The following is a 25347-nucleotide window of genomic DNA, read 5'->3' as shown; positions in this document are numbered from 1 at the left end:
AGATTGACATTTTCCTGTTGTCAATCTATAATTATTTTCACAAGCGGGATAAAGAAAACAGCCGATAGTTGTATACCTGCAAACGGAGGAAGCATGAAACGAAAAGAAACAAGAGAAGAAGCAGTTAAAATCGCATATTGCATGGATGTAAACAAAGAATTTGATAAATCTCTTCCTTGCAAGTACATTAACCACTTTGAAATAGAGGGTGTTGATATCGAATATCTGAACAAGACACTGGATGATATGATTGATAATATTGACAAAATTGACAAGTGTATTACAGAAAACTCAAAAGACTGGAAAATAAACAGAATTGCAAAGGTTGATCTGGCTGTGCTCAGGATTGCTCTGTCAGAAATCTTATATAATGATTCAATACCGGCATCTGTTTCAATAAACGAAGCTGTTGAGATAAGCAAAAAATATTCGAACGAAGATTCACATAAATTCATTAACGGAATATTGGGAACAGTCGTAAGGCGTGTTGAACAATGACAGAGTATGTACTCGGCATAGATACAAGCGCATATACAACTTCAATTGCACTGGCCGATTTAAGAACCGGAGAAATAAAATTCAATAATAGAATTATTCTGAATGTTCCTATAGGACAGAAAGGATTGAGGCAGCAGGATGCTGTTTTTCAACATCTAAAAAATTTTAATACTTTGTACGGTCAGCTAACAGAAGATTTAAAAAACATAAAAATAGTAAGCGTCAGTTCAAAGCCGAGAAATGTGGAAGGATCATATATGCCGGTTTTTACGGTAGGACAAAATTATGGTAAAGCAATCGCAAAAACTTTGAACTGTGATTATACTGAATATTCTCACCAGGAGAACCATATAGCGGCTTCATTGATAGAACAATACCAAGAACATACATCTAATATATTAGCAATACATATTTCAGGCGGCACAACGGAATTTTTAGACGTAAGAAAAGTTAAAAAAGGTTATAAAGCCCTCGTTAAAGGCGGAAGCAAAGATATAACCTTCGGACAGCTTATTGACAGGTTAGGAACTTTTATGGGTTTTCCGTTTCCATGCGGAATGCATATGGAAAATTGTATGGTAAAAATTAATGAATTTGCAAAGATCAAGCTCCCTGCAATCAGCGGAGATTCTTATATAAATATTTCAGGTATGGAGAACTATTATAAAAATCTAATTCTTGCCGATAAATATAGCAGAGAATCAATAATTAACTCCATATTTGGATATGTTGCTGACTGTATTGTGCATATTATTAATTATATCAAAGAAAACAATTATTTTGATACTATAATAATTGCAGGAGGAGTAGCTTCAAACGTTATAATAAGAAATGCAGTTTTTGATAAGTTAAAAAATGATTTTAATATAATCTTTCCGACAAAAGAAAATTCATCTGATAATGCCGTGGGAGTTTCGTTGATGCCCATAATGGACAGGTGGTATAATGAAGATAAAACCAATTAAGGTATCAGTTTTAAATCAATATATAAAAAAATATTTAATGAGCAACTCAATTTTAAACAACCTCAGAGTAGAAGGAGAAATTTCAAATATCCGGTTAAGTAAGACCGGTTACACATACTTTTCCTTGTGCGACGGAGCGTCATGTATTAATTGCGTTGCTTTTTTTGCTGACAACATTTCAAAAAACGGAGATAGAATTATCGCTGACGGAGAAATTTCCTTATATGAGGTAAAAGGAGTCTACCAGCTAACAGTAAGAAACATAGAAAGAATAGGGTTAGGTAAAATATTATCCGATCTTGAATCACTAAAGGAAAAGCTAAAGTCTCAGGGAATGTTTGACAGACATATGGAGCTGCCGGAATACCCTTCCAAAATAGGAATAGTAACTTCAAAGTCCGGTGCAGCAATTAAAGATATATTAAAGACATTTGAAAGCGTAAGGGCAGATTTTGAGGTAATAATTTACAACACTTTAGTACAGGGAGAAAAATCAATAGACAGCATAATCAGCGGGGTCAATTTTTTTAATGAAAACAATGCAGATGTTATACTTATTTCCAGAGGAGGTGGAAGTTTTGAGGATTTGAATGTTTTTAATGACTTAAAAGTTGCCGAGGAAGTATATAAATCAAGTATTCCCGTAGTAACCGGAATAGGTCATGAAACAGATCGAACCCTGACTGATTACGTAGCAGATATATATTGTCATACACCTACAGCAGCGGCAGAAAGAATTATCAGAGGATATAAAGATGTTGAAGAAAAGCTGGAACGATATGTATATGCACTTAAACATATGACACATAATATAATTACAATTAAGCAGGCAGAAATCAAATCATCAAAGTATATTTTGAAAAGCTATCTTCCTATTGATGATATATATAGGCTTAAAAGTCAAGTTGAAAACTGCAAGAATGCTATAACAAGCCATGTAACCGCAGAAATCAATGGTCGGTCCAACTGTCTGGAAATCCTTAACGAAAAGCTTAACAGCTACAATTATAAAAAGCTTTTGGAAAAAGGATTTGCTCTTGTAACAGATAATAGAGGGAAGATTATAAAAAAACCCAGCCAAGTTGAGGAGAATGATTTAATTAACATAACATATAAAGATTTTAAAATTACGGCAGAGGCAATTAAAATTGAAGAGGTGGAATAATGGAATATAACAGCTTTGAAAGTGCATTAGAAAACTTAAAAAAAATAGTCCAGGATTTTGAAACAAGTGACAGCTTGTCTTTAGACCAGCTGCTGGAAAATTATGAAGAAGGAATGAAAGCATATTCTTATTGTGCTAAAAAACTTGAAGACACACAAAGAAAAATCAAGGTAATTGACGAAACGTTTAAATAGTTGTAATGTGTGCAGTATGCGTACACGCTCCATATTGAATAAACAAAATATTTATTCATTTTAAGTATTTAATTTCTAATAAAATAAAAAAATACAATTGATATTTATAAATTTTTATGCTATAATTCTATTGAATTGTTCAAATGTTTTCATCCTGAACAGAATAATTATGTAAAGTTATGAAAGGGTATTTAATGCAAGAATATAGGCTCGATGTATATCTTCAAACAAAAGGTTTGACTGAGAGCAGAGCGAAAGCCAAACAATTAATTATCGGAGGCAGCGTATATGTTAATGACAGATTACAGACTAAGCCATCTGGTAGAGTAACTGATTTGGATGAAATAAAAATAACAAATAATTTTGAATATGTTGGACGCGGTGCATCAAAACTAGAAAAAGCCGTTAAACATTTTAATATAGATATAAAAAATAAAACAGCGGTGGATATAGGTGCTTCTACCGGAGGTTTTACAGATTATCTTGTTAAAAACCAGGCAAAGATGGTATATGCTGTGGATGTTGGACATGGCCAGCTTCACGAATCTTTAAAAAAAAATGCACTCGTAATAAATATTGAAGGAACAAACTTCAGATATATAGACACCGCTGTTTTTAAAGAGGATATCAATATCATTACTGCAGATGTGTCATTTATTTCTCTGAAACTAATTTTTCCAAAGATCTACGATATAAGCAATGAATCAACAGATATAATCGTACTTATTAAACCTCAGTTTGAAGCTGGAAGACATAGTGTAGGGAAAAACGGTATCATCAAAGACAAAAAAACTCATCTGGATGTTTTGAATAATATTCAGATTTATTGTGCTGAGAGCGGACTTTGTTTAAAGGAAGCGACATTTTCTCCGGTAAAGGGCGGCGACGGCAACATTGAATACCTTGGATACATCAGAAAAGAATCCGGTCAAATCTCGGTTATTTCTGAATCAAATTTCAAGGGCTTAATAAATACAGCCTTTGATTATTATAAAAAAAATTGAATTTTATGAGGTGACTAATGAAAAAGTATACAAGACAAACAAAAATTCTTGAGCTTATTTCAAAAAAAGAAGTAGAAACTCAGGAAGAGCTTGCTGATGGCTTGAAAGCTATGGGAATCGACGTTACTCAGGCTACCATTTCAAGAGACATTAAAGAGCTTAGGCTTGTAAAGGTTATGGCTAAAAGTGGGAAATACAAATATGCTACAATAGGGCAAAGTCAGGAAGGAATCACAGACAGGTTGTATAAAATATTTGAAAATTCCGTTGTTTCCATTGACAATGCTCTTAACATTATTGTTCTTAAGACGATACCAGGAGCAGCTCAGATATGTGCATCAGCGATTGACTTCATGGGAGTAGATGATATAGTAGGAACTCTTGCAGGAGATGATACCGTGTTTGTAGCAATAAGATCTATGGATAATGTAGAATATGTTTTAGAAGAATTTAAAAAGAATATTAGATAGTGGTGATAGCATGCTGCTTAACTTAAGTATACGCAATTTTGCTGTATTTGAAGAAGAATCTATTAAATTTAATAAAGGATTTAATGTTTTTACCGGAGAAACAGGGTCCGGTAAGTCAATATTGATTGAAGCGTTGTCACTGATTCTTGGTGAAAGAGCTTCAAAAGATTTAATAAGAAAAGGTAAGAATAGTGCATTTCTTGAAGCTGTTTTTGATATTGAAGACTTTAAAGCAGTTCAAAACATACTGAATGAAATAAATATTGAAATCGATTCAGAAGATTATCTTATAATATCAAGAGAAATCCTGGACAGCGGAAAAAGTATAAGCAAAATAAACGGCAGAACTATACCATTAAGCTCACTAAAAGAAGTAAGCAGCTATTTAATTGATATTTACGGGCAATTCGGACACGAGAGCCTGTTTAAAAAAGAAAGGCATATTGCTTTGTTGGACAGCCTTATCCAAAAAGATATGGATAAAGACTTATCAGAGTATTCTAAAATATATGCAGAATACAGCAGCAAGTTAAGTGAAATAGACTTTCTTAAGAAAAAACTCATTGACAAAAATACTAAAATAGAACAACTTCAATATGAAATTGATGAAATTGACGAAGCTGACTTAAAAGAATCTGAAGAAGAGGAACTGCTTAAAGAAATTAAAAAGCTTTCAAATATCAAAGAGATTCAAAGTTCATTGTATGAAGCCAATAATTTACTGAGTCTGGACAGTAGTCTGAATAACGTTTACACAATTCTGAATAGAATAAAAACGTATGACGAAAATTTGGAAGCTTTTATAAAAAGGCTTGATATATTGCTTGAAGAAATACAATACTTAAACTATGATTTAAGAGATTATTCCGAAAAAACGGAGTTTAATGAAAATGAACTAGATAAAATAGAATGCAGAATGTCTCTCATCAACAGGTTAAAGAGAAAATACGGATTTACAATTGAGAAAATAAGTGACTATAGAAATGCTTCAGAAAATGAATTAAATTTATTAAAAGAAGCAGAATATAAAATGAATAAACTGACAGAAGAAAAAAATAAAATATTCAGCAAGCTGGTAAGTTATTCTGAAAGAATATCAAGCAAAAGAAAAAGTGCTGCAAAAATGCTTGAAACAAAGCTGCTTAAAGAACTAAACGATCTTAATATGAAAAACATCAGTTTCAAGGTGAACATTAAAAGAAAAAGCAATTATTCGCCGGACGGTATTGATGATGTGGAATTTCTTATAGCAACCAATGCCGGAAGTGATTTGAATTCTGTGCAAAAAGTGGTATCGGGAGGAGAAGCCTCCCGAATTATGCTTGCATTTAAAAAAATTAGTTCAGACATTGAAAGTTCCCAGACAACCATGGTATTTGATGAAATTGATTCAGGTATAAGCGGGAAGACAGCTCAAATGGCAGGAATAAAAATGAACTATATTTCAGATAAACACCAGGTGATTTGTGTAACACATTCCCCTCAAATTGCATCAATTTCTAAAAATCATTTTTTAATTGAAAAAAAAGTTGTTAATGGAAATACTTACAGCACTGTAAAAAAACTTGATAAAGAAAGCAAAATTTACGAAGTTGCAAGATTACTGAGCGGCATGAAAATTACCGAAAAATCTTTAAATAACGCAAAAGATTTAATTGAATCAAGTATTACTGCATAAATCTGTAAATTCAGTAACATAAGTTCTAGATTTTCGAAAAAAAGGCTGCTAAGTAAGCAGGACACACGAATAATAAAGTGCCTAGTGGAGAAATTAAAGATAAAACTTGAAGGAGAGCATAATGAAAAATTTCGCTAAAAGAGTTTTATTCTTTATTTTTTTTATTGCAATTTTACTGGCGGCGGTTTATTTTGGCTATGATCTTAAAACAAATCCCTATGTCTTAACACAATTAGATAATGAGGTAATGGAATCCGAAGGTAAGTACATAATACCCGGAGGGCAGACCATAGGCGTGGAATTGAAAACTGCAGGAATATTGGTAGTAGGATTGGCTGATATAATAGGTACCGATAAATTATCACTATCTCCTGCTAAAGCAGCAGGAATGCAAATTGGAGATAAAATACTTAAAATTGATGAAATTGTTATTGAAACAACTGATGATATTTTGAAGTACACAGAAGAACATGGAATTAAGAACTATAACTTCACCATAGAAAGACATGGAAGCATTATTGATTTAAATTTTACGCCTGTTAAAATTTATGAAAGTGATGAAATAAAGTTTGGCTTCTGGGCCAGAGAAAATATTGCGGGAATAGGAACAGTGACTTTTATTGATCCTGATACAGGTAAATTCAGTGCCATCGGGCATGGCATTTCAGATTCGGAAACAGGCTCCCTAATAGATATTGAAGCAGGAACCATATCAAAAGCAAACATTACAAGCATAAAATCGGGAAAAAAGGGTGAACCTGGTGAAATTATAGGATATATTATAAGGGATGAAAACAGTCTGGGTACAGTTGAGAATAACACTAACTTCGGTATTTATGGAAATATAAATAAGGCTAGTCTGGGTTATTTCAGCAGTAATTTAATTGAAGTTGGTAAAAAGGAAGAAATGCGCATAGGTCCGGCACAAATTTTTTCTTGTGTTAACAATGAAATACAGGTTTATGATGTAGAAATAACAAAAATGTTTTATCAAAACAAACCGGGTGAAAAAAGTTTTGTAATCAAAATTGTTGACAATGATTTACTTAATCTTACAAACGGTATAATACAAGGCATGAGCGGTTGCCCTGTAATTCAAAACAATAAAATTGTAGGTGCCGTTACACATGTGTTCATGAACGATCCCACAAAGGGATACGGAATATATATTGAATGGATTTTTGATCAAATTTACAGTAATTCCAACAGTTAGGGACGGCAAAATGCCGCTCCTATTCATATTTTTTATAGATTACTGAAAATTTTAGTATAATATTGTAAAATCATAATATATATAGAATTAAGCAGAAGAAAAAAAAAATATTTTAAAAAAATAAAAAATATTTTTAGGAAAAAAAAGGTTTTTTTGAAAATTCTGCGTATATATCTTATAGATAAAAATATTAACAATGGGGGAATCAAAATGAAAAAAAAGGTTAAAGTAGTTATTGCTGATGACAACAAGGAATTTCGGCTTATTCTTAAGGATTTTTTGCTAAGTAAGAACATATTTGACGTTGTGGATGTCGCCGATGATGGGATAAAGGCGCTGGAAGCAGTCGAGAAGCATGAGCCTGACATATTAATATTGGATATAATCATGCCGCATCTGGATGGCTTAGGGGTAATGGAAAAACTACACAAAAAGGAACTTAAAAAATTTCCTAAAGTTATTATTTTATCAGCTGTCGGCCATGATAAAGTCACTCAAAGAGCAATTAATATGGGTGTGGATTACTACATAGTTAAACCATTTAATTTTGAATCGTTTGCGGACAGACTAATTCAATTGTCGGATATTGAAACTTCAAGAGCTCAAAATAAGAGCAGAGAAATTGTATATAACGAAAAAGTAAATGCAGAATTAAGTCTTGAAGTTAAAATAACTGAAATTCTTCATGAAGTCGGAGTACCGGCACACATAAAAGGGTATCAATACTTAAGAACTTCAATAATAGATGTGGTAAATAATATTGAACTTCTTGGAGCTATTACTAAGGAATTGTATCCAATGATAGCTTCAAAATACAGTACCACTCCAAGCAGAGTTGAAAGAGCAATCCGGCATGCAATTGAAGTTGCATGGACCAGAGGAAAAATAGAAACTATTAACAATATATTCGGTTATACTATACATAATAATAAAGGTAAGCCGACTAATTCAGAATTTATTGCAATGATAGCTGATAAGCTTAGGCTAGAACAAAAGGTATCATAATTATTTATTTAATGCAATATACTGATAGTATCGGTATATTGCATTTTTGTAACAATCTAGTGATATTAATAATAAGCTTGACAAAAACATTTATTATTATTACAATAAAGCGGATATACAAAATACAATGAATATAAAAATTGCAATAATGAGGAGGCAATTTTGAATACTGAAATAACCGTTAAAAGTGAAAAAATTTTTGAAGGTAAAATAATAAATTTAAGAGTAGATACAGTTGAGCTTGAAGACAAAAAATATACTAAAAGAGAAATAGTAGAACATAAAGATGCTTCTGCCATCTTGGCAGTAAACGAAAAAAATGAAATGCTGCTTGTAAAACAATATAGAAAGGCTGTAGAGGATTTTCTGTATGAGGTTCCAGCAGGAATAATAAATATAGCTGAAGAACCTATTGAATGTGCTTTGCGAGAGTTAAAGGAAGAAACAGGTTTTGAAGCTAAAAAAATTAAAAAATTATTCGAATTCTATACTTCACCAGGGTTTTCAAACGAAAAATTATTTTTATTTAAAGCTGAAGAGCTGACATTTACTTCCACAAATTTTGATGAAGATGAATTCATAGAAAGCATTTCAGTCAGCAAAGAAGAAGTAAAGAAAATGCTGGAAACAGGAAAGATTTTAGACAGTAAGACATTGATAGCAATCATACACTGGCTGAATTCTTAATTTTGATAAATCATAAATAGAATTAAACCTTCTGATCAAGCATATATTGTATAAAGCTTTTCAGGAGGTTTTTTTATGAACAATGTACTAAAGAAATTGATACAGTCAGAAAATAAAAGATTTTTATTTTTATTAGCTGTATTTATATTCTCTCTAATGCTGTCAGCGCTTATTTACATTGGTGCCGGAGAGACAAGCCTGACAAACATCAATTATGAAAGCATAAGCACTATGAAAGTCTCAGAGATATTTGCAGCAACACTAAAAAGAAATTTAATATATTTTGCAGCTGTCATTGTGCTGACAATATTAGGGTACGGAAACATAATAACTGCTCTGTTTGTGTTTGTATCGGTTTATTATGGCCTTTCAGTCATTTTTTTAATAAGAACGCTCGGAATGGACAGCCAATACTTTTTCATGACGTTCACCGATTATTTTGTATTTTTTCCTTTATTGTTCTATTTTACTTTTATATCAGGAACTATTTCAAAATATACCAAAAAAACAAAAAACATAGAGACTATTTCGCATAAATTTGATATAATTATATCGAGCTACATAAAGCTGTCTCTGGTATATTTGTTAATTGTGGCAGGCTACAGCTTTTTATACAGCTATTATATACTAATATTAAGCAGATTGTTGGTGAGATAATGGATAAAAATATAGTTAACTATAAGTTGTATCTTATTTCAAAAAAATTAAGCGATAATACCATAAGTTCGTATATTTATGACGTAAACAGCTTTAAAGAATATCTTTACAATAATTATGAGCTTGGATTAGTTAAAACCAAAAAAGCTCACATACTTACGTATCTTGTGAACCTTCAAAAACAGGGTAAAAGTTCTTCAACTATATCAAGAACTATCTCAGCACTTAAGAATTTTTTTGAATTTCTAAAAAAAGACAAGCTTGTAGATAACAATCCTGCAATAAGCATACACAGCCCTAAACAAATTAAAAAATCTCCTGCGGTACTTTCCGAGAATGAAGTAACCCTTTTGATGAAACAGCCGGATACAGACACATTCAAAGGAAGCAGAGATTCAGCAATACTGGAATTATTGTATTCTTCCGGAATTAAAGTGACTGAGCTGATAAACATCAAAAAAAGTGACATTAATCTTAATACCGGCATAATTAACATATCAGGACAGAAAGAACGAATAGTTCCATTAAGTAAACATGCAAACAATTCAATCTACAATTACATGAATAACTTCAGGGATAAGAAATGTAAAGAAGACAATGAATTCCTATTTATCAATATTACCGGCGAATCAATTTCAAGGCAGGGGATTTGGAAAATATTAAAGTTTTACGAGAAAAAAATGAAATTAGGCAAGGAATTGTCGCCCCAGATATTAAGAAATTCATTTGCGGTTCATTTGCTTTCTAACGGAGCAGATCTCGGAACCGTTCAGGAGTTGATGGGACTTAGCAGCCTTGCTGCAGCTCAGAACTATTTATGTAGCGTTGAATTTAAATCATTGGAAGTGTTTAAAAAGACATTTCCAAGAGTATAATATATGTATACTAACTTACTTGCACTAGTGTAAGTTTATGATATAAGAATTAGGGAGGCATTATGATAAACAGAGCAGTTTTAATAGTATTGGACAGCGTGGGAGTTGGTGAACTTCCAGATGCTGCAGATTACGGAGATATCGGTAGCAATACAGTAAAAAATATATATAAAAATATAGATGATTTTTCACTGCCTAATTTAGAAAAATTAGGTCTTTTAAATATTGATGGATTTGAGGATATAAAAAAATCCGACAGTTATACCGGTACTGTTGCCAAGTGTACTGAAAAATCAAAAGGTAAGGATACCACAACCGGCCATTGGGAAATAAGCGGCCTGGTGCTTGAAAAGCCATTTCCAACGTACCCAAAAGGGTTCCCAAAAGATTTCATAGATGAATTTGAAAAAAAAGTAGGGAGAAAAACAATTGGAAACTATCCTGCTTCAGGAACAGAGATTATCAAAGAATTAGGCAATGAGCACATTGAAACAGGAAATCTTATCGTATATACATCTGCAGATTCTGTATTTCAAATAGCAGCTCATGAAGAGGTTGTACAGCTAAATGAACTTTACAAAATCTGTGCAACTGCCAGAGAAATGCTTAAGGGAGAGCACGGTGTAGGCAGGGTTATAGCAAGGCCGTTTATCGGCAAAGATGGAAATTACACAAGAACAGAAAACAGAAGAGACTTTTCATTGCTTCCTCCTGAAGACACTATGTTAGACTATATTAAAAATAACGGTATGGAAGTATTCGCCATAGGAAAAATTGAAGATATATTTGCTAATAAGGGAATGACGAAATCTAACCATACCCACAACAACAAAGAAGGCATTGAAGCAACATTGAATGCAATGAAAGAAGATTTTAAAGGCTTAATTTTTACTAATCTTGTTGACTTTGACATGGTATATGGTCACAGAAACAACGTGCAGGGTTATGCCGATGCTTTGAAATACTTTGATGACAAGCTTCCGGAAATAATTGATAACCTTAAGGAAGATGATGTACTCATAATTACTGCAGATCATGGGTGCGATCCTACAACTGAAAGTACCGATCATTCAAGAGAGTATATTCCTTTAATTTTATACGGAAAAAACATTCAAGGAAATAACAATTTAGGCATCCTAGATACCTATGCATCCATAGGCAAGACAATTCTTAACATGTTTAATATAGAAAACCACATCGAAGGAACAAGCGTGCTGGGAAATATACTTAAATAATTTTTCAGGAAATAGACCAAATATTGAATAATTCGACATAAAAACATATGAAATAATACATAAATCAGAGTATATCTTGAAAAAACTCTGATTTATGTATTTTATAGATAAAACTTTGCGTGAAATCATCCGTTAAGCATAATACGATTATATTCATACCTCAACGGTTTTTGTACATTTCATGAAAAAACTCACGAAATGTAAGACAACTGTATATATCAACAAAATATGGTTATTCTAATTCATAAAAAGGAGGTAATTTTTATGAAGAAATACATAGCCATGTTTTTTTTGATGTTACTAATCGCAAATTTGACTGCCATTCCCGCATTTGGAATTGAGCCTGATGCTTTAGTGTCAAACGCAGTAATACTGATAAACGGTGATGACGGTCAGGTACTTTTTGAAAAAAACAGCAATGATAAAATGCCGCCGGCAAGTATAACAAAAATTATGCTTTTATTGCTGATTTCAGAAAAGATGGATAGAGGGGAAATAAAACTCGATCAGGAGATGACAATTTCAGAGTATGCCGCCGGAATGGGCGGAAGTCAAATATATCTCGAAGCTAATGAAACTCAAAATGTTGAAAGTATGCTGAAGGCCATATCAATGCGTTCCGCAAATGATGCTTCAGTTGCAATGGCTGAATTTATGTACGGCTCAGAAGAAGGCTGCGTTAAGGCAATGAATGACCGGGCAAAAGAACTGGGCATGAACAATACTAATTTTGTAAATGTTACAGGACTTCCGGAACCTGAACACTTAACAACAGCTAACGACATTGCAATAATGACAAAAGAGTTACTTAAATATAATTATGTTAACGAATATATGCTTACTTGGATGGATTCTGTGTGGGTTGGCAAAGAGAAAGACTCTGAGCAGGTACTTGTAAATACAAACAGATTGATAAACAACTACGAAGGACTTTTGGGAGGCAAGACCGGATATACAACAGATGCAAAGTATTGCCTGTCAGCTGCGGCCAAAAGGAATGATACTACATTAATAGCAGTTGTGCTGGGATGCGACACTACAAAAATTCGTTTTAATGAAATTACAAAACTGCTAAACGAAGGCTTTGCTAATTATAAAAATCTTGTATTTCATAAAAAAGGCGAAGCAATTTCCTCTTCACCTGTGTACTGCGGAAAGGAAGAAAACTTCAATGTTGTAAGTAAAGAAAATATTTTTTATTTTACAGAAAGTAATTGTAAAATTGAAGATTTTAATTTAGAATATTTAATAGATGAAAATTTAAAAGCACCTTTAAGCAAAGATGTTGCAATAGGAAAGGCTATTCTTTCAAGGAACGGTCAAGTCCTTGGAGAGTACGATCTTTATCCTGAAAAGGATATTGATAAGGAAGGACTTTTTAAATTTTATCTTAATAATATACTGAATACTATAATGAAATAAGAGGATGAACAATGGATTATTCCGTGAGTTTAAGCATATTTCAGGGACCATTTGATTTGCTGTACCACCTGATTGAAAAAAAAGAAATAGATATTTATGATATTCCTATTGCAGAAATAACAGACCAATATCTTGAATATATTAATCAAATGATGCAGTTTAACATGAATGTTGCCAGCGAATTTATTTTAATGGCTTCAACACTCATTGAAATAAAATCACAAATGCTGCTGCCCCAGAAGGAAAAAGAAGAAGATCCAAGACAAGAATTGGTCAGCAAACTTCTGGAATATAAATTGTTTAAGGAAATATCTGAAACACTGAAAAAATATGAGGATGAAAACAGCTATTACTTTTCAAAACCCAAGGAAGAAATAGCAGTTACTTCCGATTCAAAAACTGAACAGCTTTCGCTTAACGAAATAAATATATACGAGTTATACAATGTGTTTATTTCATTGCTGAAAAATCATAATTTGAAAATAGCAGGCGAAGAAAAGCTAAAGGTATACAGAGAAAATTACAGCGTCAAGGATTGTACGGAAGAACTTTTAAAAAAAATAAAAATATCAGGTCGTGTTTCATTGTTTGAAACGTTCAGAGAGAAGGACAAAATAACAAAAGAGTATGTAATTACTGCATTTCTTGCTGTTCTAGAAGTATCAAACAAACAGGATATAAAAATTTATCAAACTGATACATACAGCGATATAATTATAATTGCTGCATAGGAGTGTATATGAATTTAAAAAGTGTACTTGAAAGCTTACTTTTTGCTTGGGGAGAACCTCTAAATGTAAATGAAATATCAAAATTATTGAATATGCCTGCTCACAAAGTTACTTCTGCCTTGGATGAAATGGCAGATCAATTTTCTATGGATACTGACAGAGGTCTTATTCTCCAGAAGTTTGGCAGTTCTTATCAATTAACAACAAAAAAAGCAAATTTTGAATTTATTCAAAATCTGCTGCAAACAACTGTAAATAGAAGCTTGTCTACCGCTTCAATGGAGACATTATCTATAATAGCATACAAACAGCCTGTTACAAAAGTTGAAATAGAACTAATAAGAGGAGTTAAGTGCTCAAACGTAGTTAAAGGTCTTGTAGAAAAGGGACTTATTAAAGAGGTTGGTAAGCTGGATAAACCGGGAAGACCATCTCTATATGCAACAACTGATGGATTTTTAAAGCACTTCGGTCTTAATTCCATCGATGAACTTCCTGCATTGAAAATAGAATTTGAGGAGGGAAAAAAAGCAACGTAGGAACAAGCGTTGCTTTTATTTTACAATATGGTGATTTGGATTGTATTTGTATTAGTCGGGGGACTGCTGTTCGTGTATTTTAATTTTAAGATATGGCTTAAATGCAATATATCTATATCATTTATTAAAATTAAAATCAGCTACAGGATATTAAAAAAAGAATACGTACAGAACAAAAAAATTTATTATGTAGATTTCTTCAGGAAAACAGCAAAACGATATAGCAGCATAAAATCGAAAAAAATTTATCCTTATTTAAAACATCTAAAAAAAGCTGCAAGGCTTTTTATAGTAAAAAATATATATTTTTATCCTGAATGTATTGATGACGTTTCATCATTTGCATTTGAATTTATGATTGTAAATAATGTTATAAAAAGACCGATTCTAAGAAAATAAGAATCGGTTATATTTCTCCTTTTTCAGGGCATACTGTATTTAAAATACATTTTGAAAGGGGATATTATGAGTAATGATATACAAAGTATTATTAAAACAACCTTGGAAAATATAAATAATCTGACTGAAAATGAAAAACTTATAAGCAGCAAAATTTCCTATGATAACACAAATTATCTTGCGATTTCCAAATTGAACATGAATTTTGTCATTGGAGGAAGCGATATAGATAAAAAAATCAGAAGTGTTGACCTTAAGCCGTTTGCAGGAGCTGCTTATGTTAATTTACAGCTTAATCCTCAAATACTTATTTATGAAACCATCAACAAAGATGTAAGGACTATTAACATTAATAACGAAACAACTGCCGGCGACCTGACATCATCTATTCTAAACATAATGTCATTCATAAAAGAAGTGAGGGAGAAAAAGGATTGTGAGTATTAAAAATATAAAAATTTTATTTTTCACGGCTCTTATGTTAATCTGTAGCCTAAATTACAATATTGCCAAAGCTATACCCGAAGTATCTGCTCAAGCTTATATAGTAGTGGATTCTGATTCAGGAAGAATACTATGTTCAAGGAATCCAAATGAAAAATTACCCATAGCAAGTACTACAAAGATTATAACAACAATTTTAGCTATTGAGAACATAGATGACATAGATAAAAAAATTGAAGTTCCGGCATCATGCACAGGCATTGAAGGCTCCAGCATATATTTGAGGCCTAAACAAAAAGTTTCTATAAAGGACTTGCTGTATGGGACTATGCTCCGCTCAGGCAATGATGCTGCAAGCGCACTAGCTCTTTATGCAGGAAGAACATCAGAGGACAAATTTGTGGAAATGATGAACGAAAAAGCGTATGAACTTGGGGCTTTCAACACTAATTTTGAAAATCCTCACGGTCTTCATAATGATAACCACTATTCCACAGCATATGACCTGGCTCTAATCAGCCGTCATGCCATGAAAAATGATACATTTAAGACTATATCTTCTGCTGAAAAGTATAAAGCAGAAAGTGTTAATACTATATTTTATAATAAAAACAAGGTTGTTCATGATTATGAGTACGGCAACGGTATAAAAATTGGTTACACGAAAGCCGCAGGCAGATGCTTAGTTGCATCAGCTGAAAAAGACGGAACTGAGATTATAGTGGTAGTTTTAAACGACAGCAACTGGTTTTCTGACAGCTACAATTTGTTTGACTGGGCTTTCGAAAATTATAAAAGTTATCAGATTGTTGAAGAAGGGCAGTTTGCGGGCAGAATGTCAAGCGGAAATCCTGTTTTCATATCGGACAGTTTCAGTTACCTGCTGTCAGAAGATGAAACAGAAAATATACGTTATGAATTAAATATTACGGCTCCCCATATTTTGAACAAAGACAACAAAGCGATTTGCGGAGAATACAATATATACCTGAATAATGAATTGATTCACACAGGGAGTCTTGTAACTGAAAATAAATAATGTAAAATCGGGCAGCTAATTATAAAAAGCTGCCTTTTTTGCGGTATATTTTAAAGTTGTTACATTGCCGTTATAATGATATAATAGAGATAAAATAATGTTTAATCAAAAAAGGCGGAAACACATGAAGTCAGAAAGATTGCAAAAATACATTGCCCGCAGCGGTGTTACATCAAGACGTAAAGCAGAAGAACTTATACTTTCCGGCAAAGTTAAGGTTAACGAAAAAACTGTAACTGAACTTGGAACAAAAGTAGATCCTGAAAGTGACATCGTATTGGTCAATAACCAAAAAATATTTGAGGTGAAAAACCACGTATACATAAAATTATATAAACCTGAAGGATACGTAACAACTGTAAAGGATCAATTCAACAGAAAGACAGTCATGGATTTGATTAACGCGAAAGAGAGGGTATACCCCGTAGGAAGGCTCGACTACAACACATCCGGTCTGCTGCTGCTTACAAATGACGGAGACTTGGCAAACAAGCTCATGCATCCGAAATATAATATTTATAAGACCTACATAGCTGAAGCTAAAGGAAGAATAACTGAAGACTCCATGAATATACTTAGAACAGGTGTGGTAATTGAAAACTACAAGACAGCACCTGCAAGAGTTAAGCTTATAAAATATAAACAATACAGCTCTATTGTACAGATTAGTATTCATGAAGGGAAAAACAGGCAAGTCAGAAAAATGTTTGAAGCTGTTGGACATAATGTTACGGAACTAAAAAGAACGTCCTTAGGCAAAATCAATTTGGGAGATTTAAATCCCGGCTGCTGGAAATATTTGAATAACGAAGAAATACAATTTTTGAAAAACAATCAGGAGGGCTAAATGGAAGACAGTAAGTACGGAAAGCTTGTGAACTTTGTGCATTCTCTCATTAAACAAAGTTACTGCGAAACAGAAAATCTAAGGTTTATTGATGCAACATGCGGAAACGGATTTGATACACTTTTCTTATGCAAGGTTGCCGGACAGAATGGTCATGTAACTTCATTTGATATACAGGAGCAGGCCATAGCAAGAACAAAAGATCTTTTAAATTCCAACATGGAATACGTTAATTATGAGCTTATTCATGATTCTCACGAGTATATTTGCAAGTATATCAACCACAGCATCGATGCGGCTGTTTTTAATCTTGGGTATCTTCCTTATTCGGACAAAACAGTTACCACCAATGGTGAGACAACCATACGAGCTGTGCAAAATATGCTTCCGCTGCTAAAAAAGAACGGCAGAATTTTTATAACAACTTACATAACTCATGATACAGGAGAAGAAATGAAAGATATCTTATTTTATCTACGCTCTCTTGACAAAACAGAATACAATGTGCTTCACATCAACCTCATAAACAAGGAAAATACTCCGCCGGAACTGTTTATTATAGAAAAAAATGCATGATAGGCAAAAAAGCCTTCATGCATTTTTTATATTTTATGCATAAGCGTATAATAAACTTTTTTTATCAAAAGCGGCTATTCTCAATATATACAGGTTCATAAAAGAATATAATATGTTATTTTACTTATAGCATAAATAATTTTTTATGGATTTGTTTCTACTTAAAACATTGATTTTGCATTTAATGAATCTTTACTTGCAAATCTGCATATTTTTGAAATTTTTCTTGCAAATTTATATATTTGTGCTATCATAGACTTAAGGATAGGAAATAGGAGGATGTTATAAAAAAATGGCTGATAATAAAAAGCTTCTGCAAAACATAGACTGGTGCAAAGGATGCGGCATATGTGTAGGGTTTTGTCCGAAGCAAATTCTAAAAATTGAAAATGAAAAATGTGTAATAGCTTATCCTGAAAAATGTATTTTCTGTGGTCAATGTGAGCTTAGGTGCCCAGATAATGCTATTTATATTGTAGGAGGTAGTAAAAATGAGTAGCAAAGACGGATATAAGTTAGTTCAAGGCAATGAAGCATGCGTTGAGGGAGCTCTGGCTGCCGGCATGAGGTTTTATGCCGGATATCCAATCACACCTTCTACTGAAATAGCAGAAATCTCTGCTCAAAAATTACCTCAGGTAGGTGGAAAATTCATACAGATGGAAGATGAGTTAGCAAGTATGGCAGCAATCATAGGCGGTTCTCTGACAGGCCTTAAATCAATGACTGCAACAAGTGGCCCCGGATTTTCATTAATGCAGGAAAATATCGGATATGCAGCAATTGCTGAAATTCCTTGTGTAGTTGTCAATGTTCAAAGAGGAGGCCCAAGTACCGGAATGCCGACATCACCGTCGCAGGGAGATGTAATGCAGGCAAAATGGGGAACACACGGTGACCACCCGGCAGTTGCACTGACTCCTAACTCAGTACAGGAAACTTATGAATATACTATAAAAGCATTTGATATAGCCGAAAAATACAGAACACCTGTTGTCCTTTTGATGGATGAAACAGTTGGTCACATGAGAGAAAAGTTGAAAGTAAAAAGCTCTTCAGAAATAGAAGCAGTAAACAGGAAGAAACCAACATGCAAACCTGAAGAATATAAGGCTTACAGACCGGATGAAGATATGATACCTCCTTTTGCCCCGTTTGGTAATGGTTATAGATATCACGTAACCGGCCTGACTCATGATGAAACCGGATTTCCTACTAACAGCAACATAATTTCAGGAGAACTGGTTCAAAGACTGGTTGATAAGATAGAAAAAAATATAGATGACATAACATATTATGAAGAATACAAAATGGATGATGCCGATATAGTTATAATTGCCTTTGGAGGAGTTTCCAGAGCAACAAAAAGTGCTATTGATCATATGCGCGAAAATAATATAAAGGTAGGCATGTTCAGACCAATAACAATCTGGCCTTTTTTGGATAAACAAATAAACCAGATTGCTGATAAGGCAAAGGAAATATATGTTGCAGAAATGAACTTAGGACAATATTTTCTGGAAGTTGATAGAGTAGCTGGAAAAAAATGTCCTGTCAAAAAAATAAATAAAATATCAGGTGAGTTAATTACTCCTGAGGAAATTACATACGCAGTAACAGGAGGTCGCTTATAATGGGTTGCACAAATTGCAGTGATATAACAAAAAAATATTATAGAATCGAAAGATTGCCTCATATATGGTGCCCAGGCTGCGGTCACGGAACTTTGATGAACACTGTTGTCAGGGCAATAGACAAGCTGGGGTTAAACAAAGATGAGGTAGTAGTTGTTTCAGGTATAGGATGCTCATCACGAGCACCTGGGTACTTAGATTTTAACACTCTCCATACAACACACGGACGTGCGCTTGCATTTGCCACAGGTATCAAACTCGCAAACCCAAAGCTTCATGTTATCGTAATAATGGGAGATGGAGATAGTTCGGCAATAGGCGGTAACCACTTAATTCACGCGGCAAGACGAAATATAGATATTACTACAATAGTATTTAACAATAATATATATGGTATGACTGGAGGCCAATTTTCTCCTACTACACCTCACGGAGATTTTGCGACAACTGCTCCTTTCGGTAACATAGATAAACCGTTTGACCTATGTAACCTGGCACAGGGAGCCGGAGCAACGTTTGTAGGAAGAGGAACTGCATACCATGCCTTGCTTATGCAGAAACTCATCGAAAAAGGACTGCAGAATAAAGGCTTTTCATTTATTGAAGGATTAAGTTTATGTCCTACATATTACGGTCGAAAAAATAAAAAGGGAAATGCATTGAAAATGCATGAATTCTTGAAAGACAACTGCGTAGACAAAAGGGTTGTCGACAAAGATCCTGAAAAAGGCAAGAATAAAATTCTTATAGGAGAATTTTATAATAATCCGAAGATAGAATATACAGAAGGTTATCAGGTTATTATTGATAAATTTCAGAAGTTGGGGGAAATGTAAATGTTTCAAAAAATAGAATTAAGACTCAGTGGTTCAGGGGGTCAGGGAGTAATTCTAGCAGCAATAATTTTAGCAGATGCTGCAATTGAAGAGGGGAAAAATGCAATTCAAACTCAGTCCTATGGACCGGAGGCAAGAGGCGGTGCCAGCAAAGCTGAAGTTATTATAAGCATCGATGAAATAAAATTTCCTAAAGTTACAGAATGTAACATTTTATTGGCCTTAACGCAAAATTCATATGATAAATATGTTGCATCTTTGAGTAAAGATGGTATACTAGTAGTCGACGAAAGTGTTAATGTTGATATGAACGCACCCTTTAAAATATTTAAGCTGCCAATATTGGACACAGCTCAAAATAAACTGGGTACTCACTTGGTAGCAAATATTATTTCTGTAGGAGCACTCTACGGTTTGATTGGCGAAGAAGTGATCAGTAGGGATGTTATGGTTCGCTCAATATCTAACAGGGTTCCGCCTGTTACGGTTGAAAAAAACTTATGCGCTTTTGAAGAAGGTATTAAACTTATCAGAGGTTGATTATGAGCAATAACAATGATTTACTACACAATATAAAAAGTAATTACTATAAATTCAGCAAAGGTCAGAAACAAATAGCACAGTTTATTATTGACCACTATGACAAAGCTGCGTTTATGACTGCGGCAAAAATAGGAGAAACTGTAGATGTAAGTGAATCTACAGTAGTTCGTTTTGCCAGTTCCATAGGTTACTCAGGTTTTCCGGAGTTACAGAAAGCATTGCAGGTATTGATAAAAAATAAACTGACTACGGTACAAAGAATAGGGCTGGATGATGACATTATAAACGATATAGATAAACTTCACAAAAAGATCATTAAAAATGAAATGAACAGTATGAGAAGTTTGTACGAAAATATTGATACTAAGGCTTTAGACAAAGCAACTGAACTTATAATGAATGCAGATAAAGTCTACATACTTGGGCTGAGAACATCATCAACACTGTCTAATTACCTTGGGTTCTACCTTGACGTTATACTAGACAATGTAAAAATACTTAACAACAGCGGAGTTAATTCATTATACGAAGAAATTATAAGAATTAAAGAATCCGATGTACTTATAGTAATCAGCTATCCAAGGTATTCAAAAATAACAGTGGACGCTACGAAATTTGTGAAAGAAAGAAAGGCAAAGATAGTTGCCGTCACAGATACAGAAGCTTCACCTGTGTACAATATGTCAGATGTATCGCTGCTGGCAAAAAGCAACATTGTATCTTTTATAGATTCGTTGGTGGTTCCTCTTTGTATGATAAATAATCTAATTACAAATATCAGCTTAAAGGAAAAAGACGATATTGTAGAGTATTACGATAAATTAGAACAACTTTGGGACAATCACAGCATTTACCAAAACGAATAGCATTAGTGGACACCCTATGGGGACGGTTCTTTTAAGGCTGAAATCAGTCTCCGAAAGAACCGTCCCCAAAAATTTGCCATTGTTTTTTAACTAAAAAATTTGTTGTTATATTTTTAAAATTGTAATATAATAGTTAAGTATTTATTAAATTATCATGAAAGGAATACCATATGATAATCGCCATAGACGGTCCTTCAGGAGCAGGTAAAAGCACTGTTGCAAAATTGTTGAGCCAAAAATTAGGCTTTGAGTATGTAGATACTGGAGCAATGTATAGAGCTCTTGCGCTAAAAGCTTGTGAGTGCAATTATGAAATCAATAAATCCAACGAAAATTTAATTGACAAAATGCTTGAAAACACAACAATTGACTACAACAATAACAGTATATATCTAGACAATAAAAATGTAGAAAATTTAATAAGAGATGAAAATATATCAATTGGCGCATCTAAAATTTCCACACTGAAAAATGTACGCATTAAAATGGTAGAACTTCAAAGAAAAATAGCTGGCCATAAGAACGTAGTTATGGATGGAAGAGATATAGGAACTAAAGTTTTTCCCAATGCAGACTTTAAGTTTTTTATTACCGCATCTGAAACCACACGAGCCAAAAGGAGATACAATCAAATTGTTGAAGGTGGAAATAATGTTAATTTCGAAAATGTACTTAGAGATCTTAAAAAACGCGATATAAATGACAGAACAAGATCGATTTCTCCCTTGGTAAAAGCAGATGATGCAATTTTAATAGATACAACAAATATGAATTTGGATGATGTAGTAAAAGCTATTGTCGACATCATTGGAGGAAGCAATGTTTTATAGGATTATTGTTACAATATTAAAGTTCTTGGTATTTATTGCTTTTGATTTGGAAATACATAATAAAGACAGAATAGATAACACAAACGGAGCATTAATTGCGTGCGGCAATCATATTTCAATGATAGATCCTGTTATTCTAGCAGTATCATCTAAAAGACAGATTCATTTTATGGGGAAAAAGGAATTGTTCGATAATAAAATTCTTGGATTTTTGTTTAAGAAACTTGGAGCATTTCCAGTTGATAGAGGAGGAGTTTCAATGTCTGCTATTAAAAGTTCCTTATCTGTCTTAAAAAGCAATGAAGTTCTAGGAATATTTCCTGAAGGTACAAGAGTAAAAAATTATGACGAGAACAATGCTAAACCAGGAATTGGGCTAATAGCCAATAAAGCCAAATCTAATATTATTCCTTTTTATATAAAGGGATCGTATAAATTCAGAGGGAAAATTGAAATATTTTTTGGAGAAGAAAAAAATTATTTTGAAAATATTGAAGGTAAAATAAATTCTGAAACTTATTCGAAAATAGGCAAAAAAATATTGCAGGATATATACGGTCTGAGCGGCAGGTACAATTATGAAAATTGAGATATCAAAGTTTAACGGATTTTGCTCTGGAGTTAAAATAGCTGTTGACAAAGCCGACAAAATACTTGACAATGAAAAAAAGCTTTACAGCTACGGAGAAATAATACATAATAAATACGTCGTAGACAAATTGAAAAGCAAAGGCTTAGTAGTAGTTGATGATATTCCACCAAGTACTGATGCAAAACTATTAATACGAGCACATGGTGTAGGAAAAGATATTTTCGATAAAATGGAAGAAAATAGCTTAGAAGTCATTGACGCAACTTGTGTAAAAGTTAAAAAAATACATAAAATAGTTGAAGAATACAAAAATAACGGTTATGATATAATTATAACCGGAGATAAAAACCATCCTGAGGTTCTGGGTATTCTAGGATGGTGTAAAAATGAAGCTTACGTCATAGATAAACCCGAACAGCTTTTAAATATAAATATTTCTCCGGATAAAAAATACTGTCTTGTATCACAGACAACATTTAACACAGATACATTCAGAAAAATATCAGATAAAATAATCGAAAATAATTTTTCAAATATTGAAATTCATAACACAATTTGCAATGCTACTTCTAAACGACAGGAAGCATGTGTTGAACTTGCTTCTAGATGTAATGTAATGTTAATAATAGGCGGAAAAAATAGTTCAAATACAAAAAAATTATATGAACTTAGCAAGGAAGTCTGCCATAAAACATTCTTAATTGAAAATTATAAGGATATACCTTATAACTATATTGATAAAAATACTATTGTGGGAGTGTCCGCAGGAGCATCAGCACCTGACTGGATAATTGAGGAGGTTATTAATATGTTGGAAAACCTAAATAACAACATGAATGAACAGGTTGAAAAGAAAGAACAGGCAGAACAAACAGAACAAGGTACAATGCATGATTTGCTTGAAAATTATGGTGGATTATCTTATATCAGAACAGGTGAAATAGTTAAAGGTACTGTTATATATGTAAGCCCTGATTCCATTTCATTAAACATCAAATATAAATCAGACGGAATAATTACAAAAGATGAATTTTCCCTTGCAGAAGTACAAGATTTAACTCAGGTTGTAAAAGAGGGAGATGAAATAGAAGCTCAAGTATTAAAAATTTCTGACCAGGATGGAAATGTTGTTTTAACTAGAAGACCTCTTGAAGAACGAAAGATTTGGGAAGAGCTAGAAGAAATGAGATCCGAGGGAACAGAAATAGAGACTACTATTATTGAAGCTTCTCAATACGGAATTTACGGAAAGGTAAAAGGAATTAAAGGTTTTATTCCAAGAAACCAAATTTCCGTTACAAGGAATGTAGATACTTCCGGATACGTGGGAAAAGTTCTTAAGGTTCAGATATTAGAGACTAAGAATAAAAAAGGAAGAAGACAGCTGGTCTTAACATCAAGAGCAGTTGAAAAAAGAGAAAAAGATGCAAGAGAAGCTGAAGCTTGGGAAACTATCAAAGAAGGCGAAATATACGAAGGAACAGTTAAAAATTTACAGGACTACGGCGCATTTGTTGAAATAAATGGAATTGACGGACTCCTTCACATTAATGAAATTGCTTGGACAAGGATAAAACATCCTTCTGATGTATTAAAAACAGGCGATAAGATAAGTGTAAAAGTTAAAAATGTAGATAAAGAAAACAAAAGAATGTCCTTAAGCTACAAAGCAACAATAAAAAGTCCTTGGGCGATTTTCCTTGATAAACACCAAAAAGGAGATGTAGTAACAGGTAAAGTTACAAGAATTGTTGATTTTGGTGCTTTTGTTGAAGTAGATGGAATTGAATGCCTGCTTCATATTAAAGACCTTGACTGGGCAAGAACTGAAAAAGTTACAGATGTACTGCAAGAAGGTCAGGAAGTTACAGCTAAGATATTAAATATAACTAGAAAAGACAGAAAAGTTGGCCTCGGACTTAAGCAACTTGTTGAACATCCTTTTGATAAATATGCTAAAGACCTTAAAAAAGATGATATAATTCCTGTAGAAGTTACTCGTATACTCCTTGACGGAATCCATGTCAGCGCTAACGGAAACATAGACTGCTTTATACCTATTGCGAAAGTTTCAAACGAAAAACTAAGAACTCCCGCTCAAGTAGTCAAAGTTGGTGAAGTAAAAGACGCAAAAGTGCTTGGCGTAGATATGAAAGGTAAAAACCTTAATCTAACATTAATACTAGAAAATAAAAGCGATGATTTTGCAACTGAAGATGCTTCATACAAGCAGGAAGAAGCAAACTTTACAATAGGTGAATCTATAGGGTCTGCACTTGAAGATTTATTAAAATAATAAAATGCAATAACGATTGATAAACAATTGAATGGCAATTGATTAAGCGATTGGTTAAACAATCGCTACTCAATTGCTATTTTTTACATTTATTAGTAATAATGACA

Annotated in this window: 29 protein-coding genes; all 29 read left to right on the top strand. The window is 33.1% G+C overall.

Annotation, left to right across the window (positions count from 1 at the left end; all coding sequences use genetic code 11):
* Positions 1 to 93 precede the first annotated feature (93 nt).
* Positions 94 to 498, top strand: a complete 405-nt coding sequence (gene nusB / locus RBQ61_RS11440; protein ID WP_213924453.1) for a transcription antitermination factor NusB — start codon at positions 94 to 96, stop codon at positions 496 to 498.
* Positions 495 to 1463 (top strand): hypothetical protein, encoded by a 969-nt coding sequence (locus RBQ61_RS11435; RefSeq protein ID WP_308137444.1) that lies wholly within the window; start codon positions 495 to 497, stop codon positions 1461 to 1463. Before nusB ends, RBQ61_RS11435 begins: the two co-directional genes overlap by 4 nt.
* Entirely contained in the window at positions 1444 to 2628 is a 1185-nt protein-coding gene (gene xseA / locus RBQ61_RS11430) for an exodeoxyribonuclease VII large subunit (RefSeq protein WP_308137443.1), read from the top strand. Before RBQ61_RS11435 ends, xseA begins: the two co-directional genes overlap by 20 nt.
* Entirely contained in the window at positions 2628 to 2822 is a 195-nt protein-coding gene (gene xseB, locus RBQ61_RS11425; RefSeq protein ID WP_308137442.1) for an exodeoxyribonuclease VII small subunit, read from the top strand. The genes xseA and xseB overlap by 1 nt, the downstream gene beginning before the upstream one ends.
* 179 nt (positions 2823 to 3001) lie before the next feature.
* Positions 3002 to 3826, top strand: coding sequence for a TlyA family RNA methyltransferase (locus RBQ61_RS11420; protein WP_308137441.1), 825 nt, complete (start codon positions 3002 to 3004; stop codon positions 3824 to 3826).
* Positions 3827 to 3843: 17 nt separating this feature from the next.
* Positions 3844 to 4296 carry an arginine repressor gene (locus RBQ61_RS11415; RefSeq protein WP_213924458.1) on the top strand — a complete coding sequence of 151 codons (453 nt, stop codon included), beginning with the start codon at positions 3844 to 3846 and terminating at the stop codon, positions 4294 to 4296.
* A gap of 10 nt (positions 4297 to 4306) precedes the next feature.
* A complete protein-coding gene (gene recN, locus RBQ61_RS11410) occupies positions 4307 to 5974 on the top strand; it encodes a DNA repair protein RecN (RefSeq protein ID WP_308137440.1) in 1668 nt (555 codons plus the stop codon).
* Positions 5975 to 6095: 121 nt separating this feature from the next.
* On the top strand, positions 6096 to 7187 hold the full coding sequence (spoIVB, locus tag RBQ61_RS11405; RefSeq protein ID WP_308137439.1) for a SpoIVB peptidase: 1092 nt from the start codon (positions 6096 to 6098) through the stop codon (positions 7185 to 7187).
* 210 nt (positions 7188 to 7397) lie between these two features.
* Complete coding sequence (gene spo0A, locus RBQ61_RS11400) at positions 7398 to 8192, top strand: sporulation transcription factor Spo0A (protein WP_308137438.1); 795 nt, start codon at positions 7398 to 7400, stop codon at positions 8190 to 8192.
* Positions 8193 to 8354: 162 nt separating this feature from the next.
* Positions 8355 to 8879, top strand: a complete 525-nt coding sequence (locus RBQ61_RS11395; protein ID WP_308137437.1) for an NUDIX hydrolase — start codon at positions 8355 to 8357, stop codon at positions 8877 to 8879.
* 75 nt (positions 8880 to 8954) lie between these two features.
* The gene (locus RBQ61_RS11390) at positions 8955 to 9536 is read left to right on the top strand and encodes a hypothetical protein (RefSeq protein ID WP_213924462.1); all 582 of its coding nucleotides are present in this window, start codon (positions 8955 to 8957) and stop codon (positions 9534 to 9536) included.
* Entirely contained in the window at positions 9536 to 10411 is an 876-nt protein-coding gene (locus tag RBQ61_RS11385; RefSeq protein WP_308137436.1) for a tyrosine-type recombinase/integrase, read from the top strand. The genes RBQ61_RS11390 and RBQ61_RS11385 overlap by 1 nt, the downstream gene beginning before the upstream one ends.
* A 65-nt stretch (positions 10412 to 10476) precedes the next feature.
* Complete coding sequence (locus RBQ61_RS11380; RefSeq protein WP_308140114.1) at positions 10477 to 11646, top strand: phosphopentomutase; 1170 nt, start codon at positions 10477 to 10479, stop codon at positions 11644 to 11646.
* Positions 11647 to 11910: 264 nt separating this feature from the next.
* Positions 11911 to 13068 (top strand): D-alanyl-D-alanine carboxypeptidase family protein, encoded by a 1158-nt coding sequence (locus tag RBQ61_RS11375; protein ID WP_308137435.1) that lies wholly within the window; start codon positions 11911 to 11913, stop codon positions 13066 to 13068.
* An 11-nt stretch (positions 13069 to 13079) separates the two neighbouring features.
* Entirely contained in the window at positions 13080 to 13799 is a 720-nt protein-coding gene (locus RBQ61_RS11370; protein WP_308137434.1) for a ScpA family protein, read from the top strand.
* 8 nt (positions 13800 to 13807) lie between these two features.
* Positions 13808 to 14338 carry an SMC-Scp complex subunit ScpB gene (scpB, locus tag RBQ61_RS11365; RefSeq protein ID WP_308137433.1) on the top strand — a complete coding sequence of 177 codons (531 nt, stop codon included), beginning with the start codon at positions 13808 to 13810 and terminating at the stop codon, positions 14336 to 14338.
* 27 nt (positions 14339 to 14365) lie between these two features.
* A complete protein-coding gene (locus RBQ61_RS11360; RefSeq protein ID WP_308137432.1) occupies positions 14366 to 14737 on the top strand; it encodes a hypothetical protein in 372 nt (123 codons plus the stop codon).
* Between the two features lie 66 nt (positions 14738 to 14803).
* Complete coding sequence (locus tag RBQ61_RS11355) at positions 14804 to 15184, top strand: hypothetical protein (RefSeq protein ID WP_213924468.1); 381 nt, start codon at positions 14804 to 14806, stop codon at positions 15182 to 15184.
* Positions 15174 to 16220, top strand: coding sequence for a D-alanyl-D-alanine carboxypeptidase family protein (locus RBQ61_RS11350; protein ID WP_308137431.1), 1047 nt, complete (start codon positions 15174 to 15176; stop codon positions 16218 to 16220). The genes RBQ61_RS11355 and RBQ61_RS11350 overlap by 11 nt, the downstream gene beginning before the upstream one ends.
* Before the next feature lie 124 nt (positions 16221 to 16344).
* The gene (locus tag RBQ61_RS11345; protein WP_308137430.1) at positions 16345 to 17067 is read left to right on the top strand and encodes a pseudouridine synthase; all 723 of its coding nucleotides are present in this window, start codon (positions 16345 to 16347) and stop codon (positions 17065 to 17067) included.
* Complete coding sequence (locus RBQ61_RS11340; protein ID WP_308137429.1) at positions 17068 to 17643, top strand: class I SAM-dependent methyltransferase; 576 nt, start codon at positions 17068 to 17070, stop codon at positions 17641 to 17643. It abuts the gene before it with no gap.
* Positions 17644 to 17935: 292 nt separating this feature from the next.
* A complete protein-coding gene (locus RBQ61_RS11335; RefSeq protein ID WP_213924471.1) occupies positions 17936 to 18142 on the top strand; it encodes a ferredoxin family protein in 207 nt (68 codons plus the stop codon).
* Positions 18135 to 19277, top strand: a complete 1143-nt coding sequence (locus tag RBQ61_RS11330; protein WP_308137428.1) for a 2-oxoacid:acceptor oxidoreductase subunit alpha — start codon at positions 18135 to 18137, stop codon at positions 19275 to 19277. The genes RBQ61_RS11335 and RBQ61_RS11330 overlap by 8 nt, the downstream gene beginning before the upstream one ends.
* Positions 19277 to 20113 carry a 2-oxoacid:ferredoxin oxidoreductase subunit beta gene (locus RBQ61_RS11325; RefSeq protein ID WP_308137427.1) on the top strand — a complete coding sequence of 279 codons (837 nt, stop codon included), beginning with the start codon at positions 19277 to 19279 and terminating at the stop codon, positions 20111 to 20113. The genes RBQ61_RS11330 and RBQ61_RS11325 overlap by 1 nt, the downstream gene beginning before the upstream one ends.
* On the top strand, positions 20114 to 20653 hold the full coding sequence (locus RBQ61_RS11320) for a 2-oxoacid:acceptor oxidoreductase family protein (RefSeq protein ID WP_308137426.1): 540 nt from the start codon (positions 20114 to 20116) through the stop codon (positions 20651 to 20653).
* Positions 20654 to 20655: 2 nt separating this feature from the next.
* The gene (locus RBQ61_RS11315) at positions 20656 to 21522 is read left to right on the top strand and encodes a MurR/RpiR family transcriptional regulator (RefSeq protein WP_308137425.1); all 867 of its coding nucleotides are present in this window, start codon (positions 20656 to 20658) and stop codon (positions 21520 to 21522) included.
* 170 nt (positions 21523 to 21692) lie between these two features.
* A complete protein-coding gene (gene cmk, locus RBQ61_RS11310; RefSeq protein ID WP_308137424.1) occupies positions 21693 to 22352 on the top strand; it encodes a (d)CMP kinase in 660 nt (219 codons plus the stop codon).
* Positions 22342 to 22941: a 1-acyl-sn-glycerol-3-phosphate acyltransferase gene (locus RBQ61_RS11305; protein WP_308137423.1), complete on the top strand. Its 600-nt coding sequence runs from the start codon at positions 22342 to 22344 to the stop codon at positions 22939 to 22941. Before cmk ends, RBQ61_RS11305 begins: the two co-directional genes overlap by 11 nt.
* Positions 22931 to 25240: a bifunctional 4-hydroxy-3-methylbut-2-enyl diphosphate reductase/30S ribosomal protein S1 gene (locus tag RBQ61_RS11300; RefSeq protein WP_308137422.1), complete on the top strand. Its 2310-nt coding sequence runs from the start codon at positions 22931 to 22933 to the stop codon at positions 25238 to 25240. Before RBQ61_RS11305 ends, RBQ61_RS11300 begins: the two co-directional genes overlap by 11 nt.
* Positions 25241 to 25347 lie beyond the last annotated feature (107 nt).

The sequence above is a fragment of the Sedimentibacter sp. MB35-C1 genome (assembly GCF_030913635.1).
Lineage (GTDB): Bacteria > Bacillota > Clostridia > Tissierellales > Sedimentibacteraceae > Sedimentibacter.
Note: the sequence above shows the minus strand (reverse complement) of the source record. Positions and strands in the feature narration are given on the sequence as shown.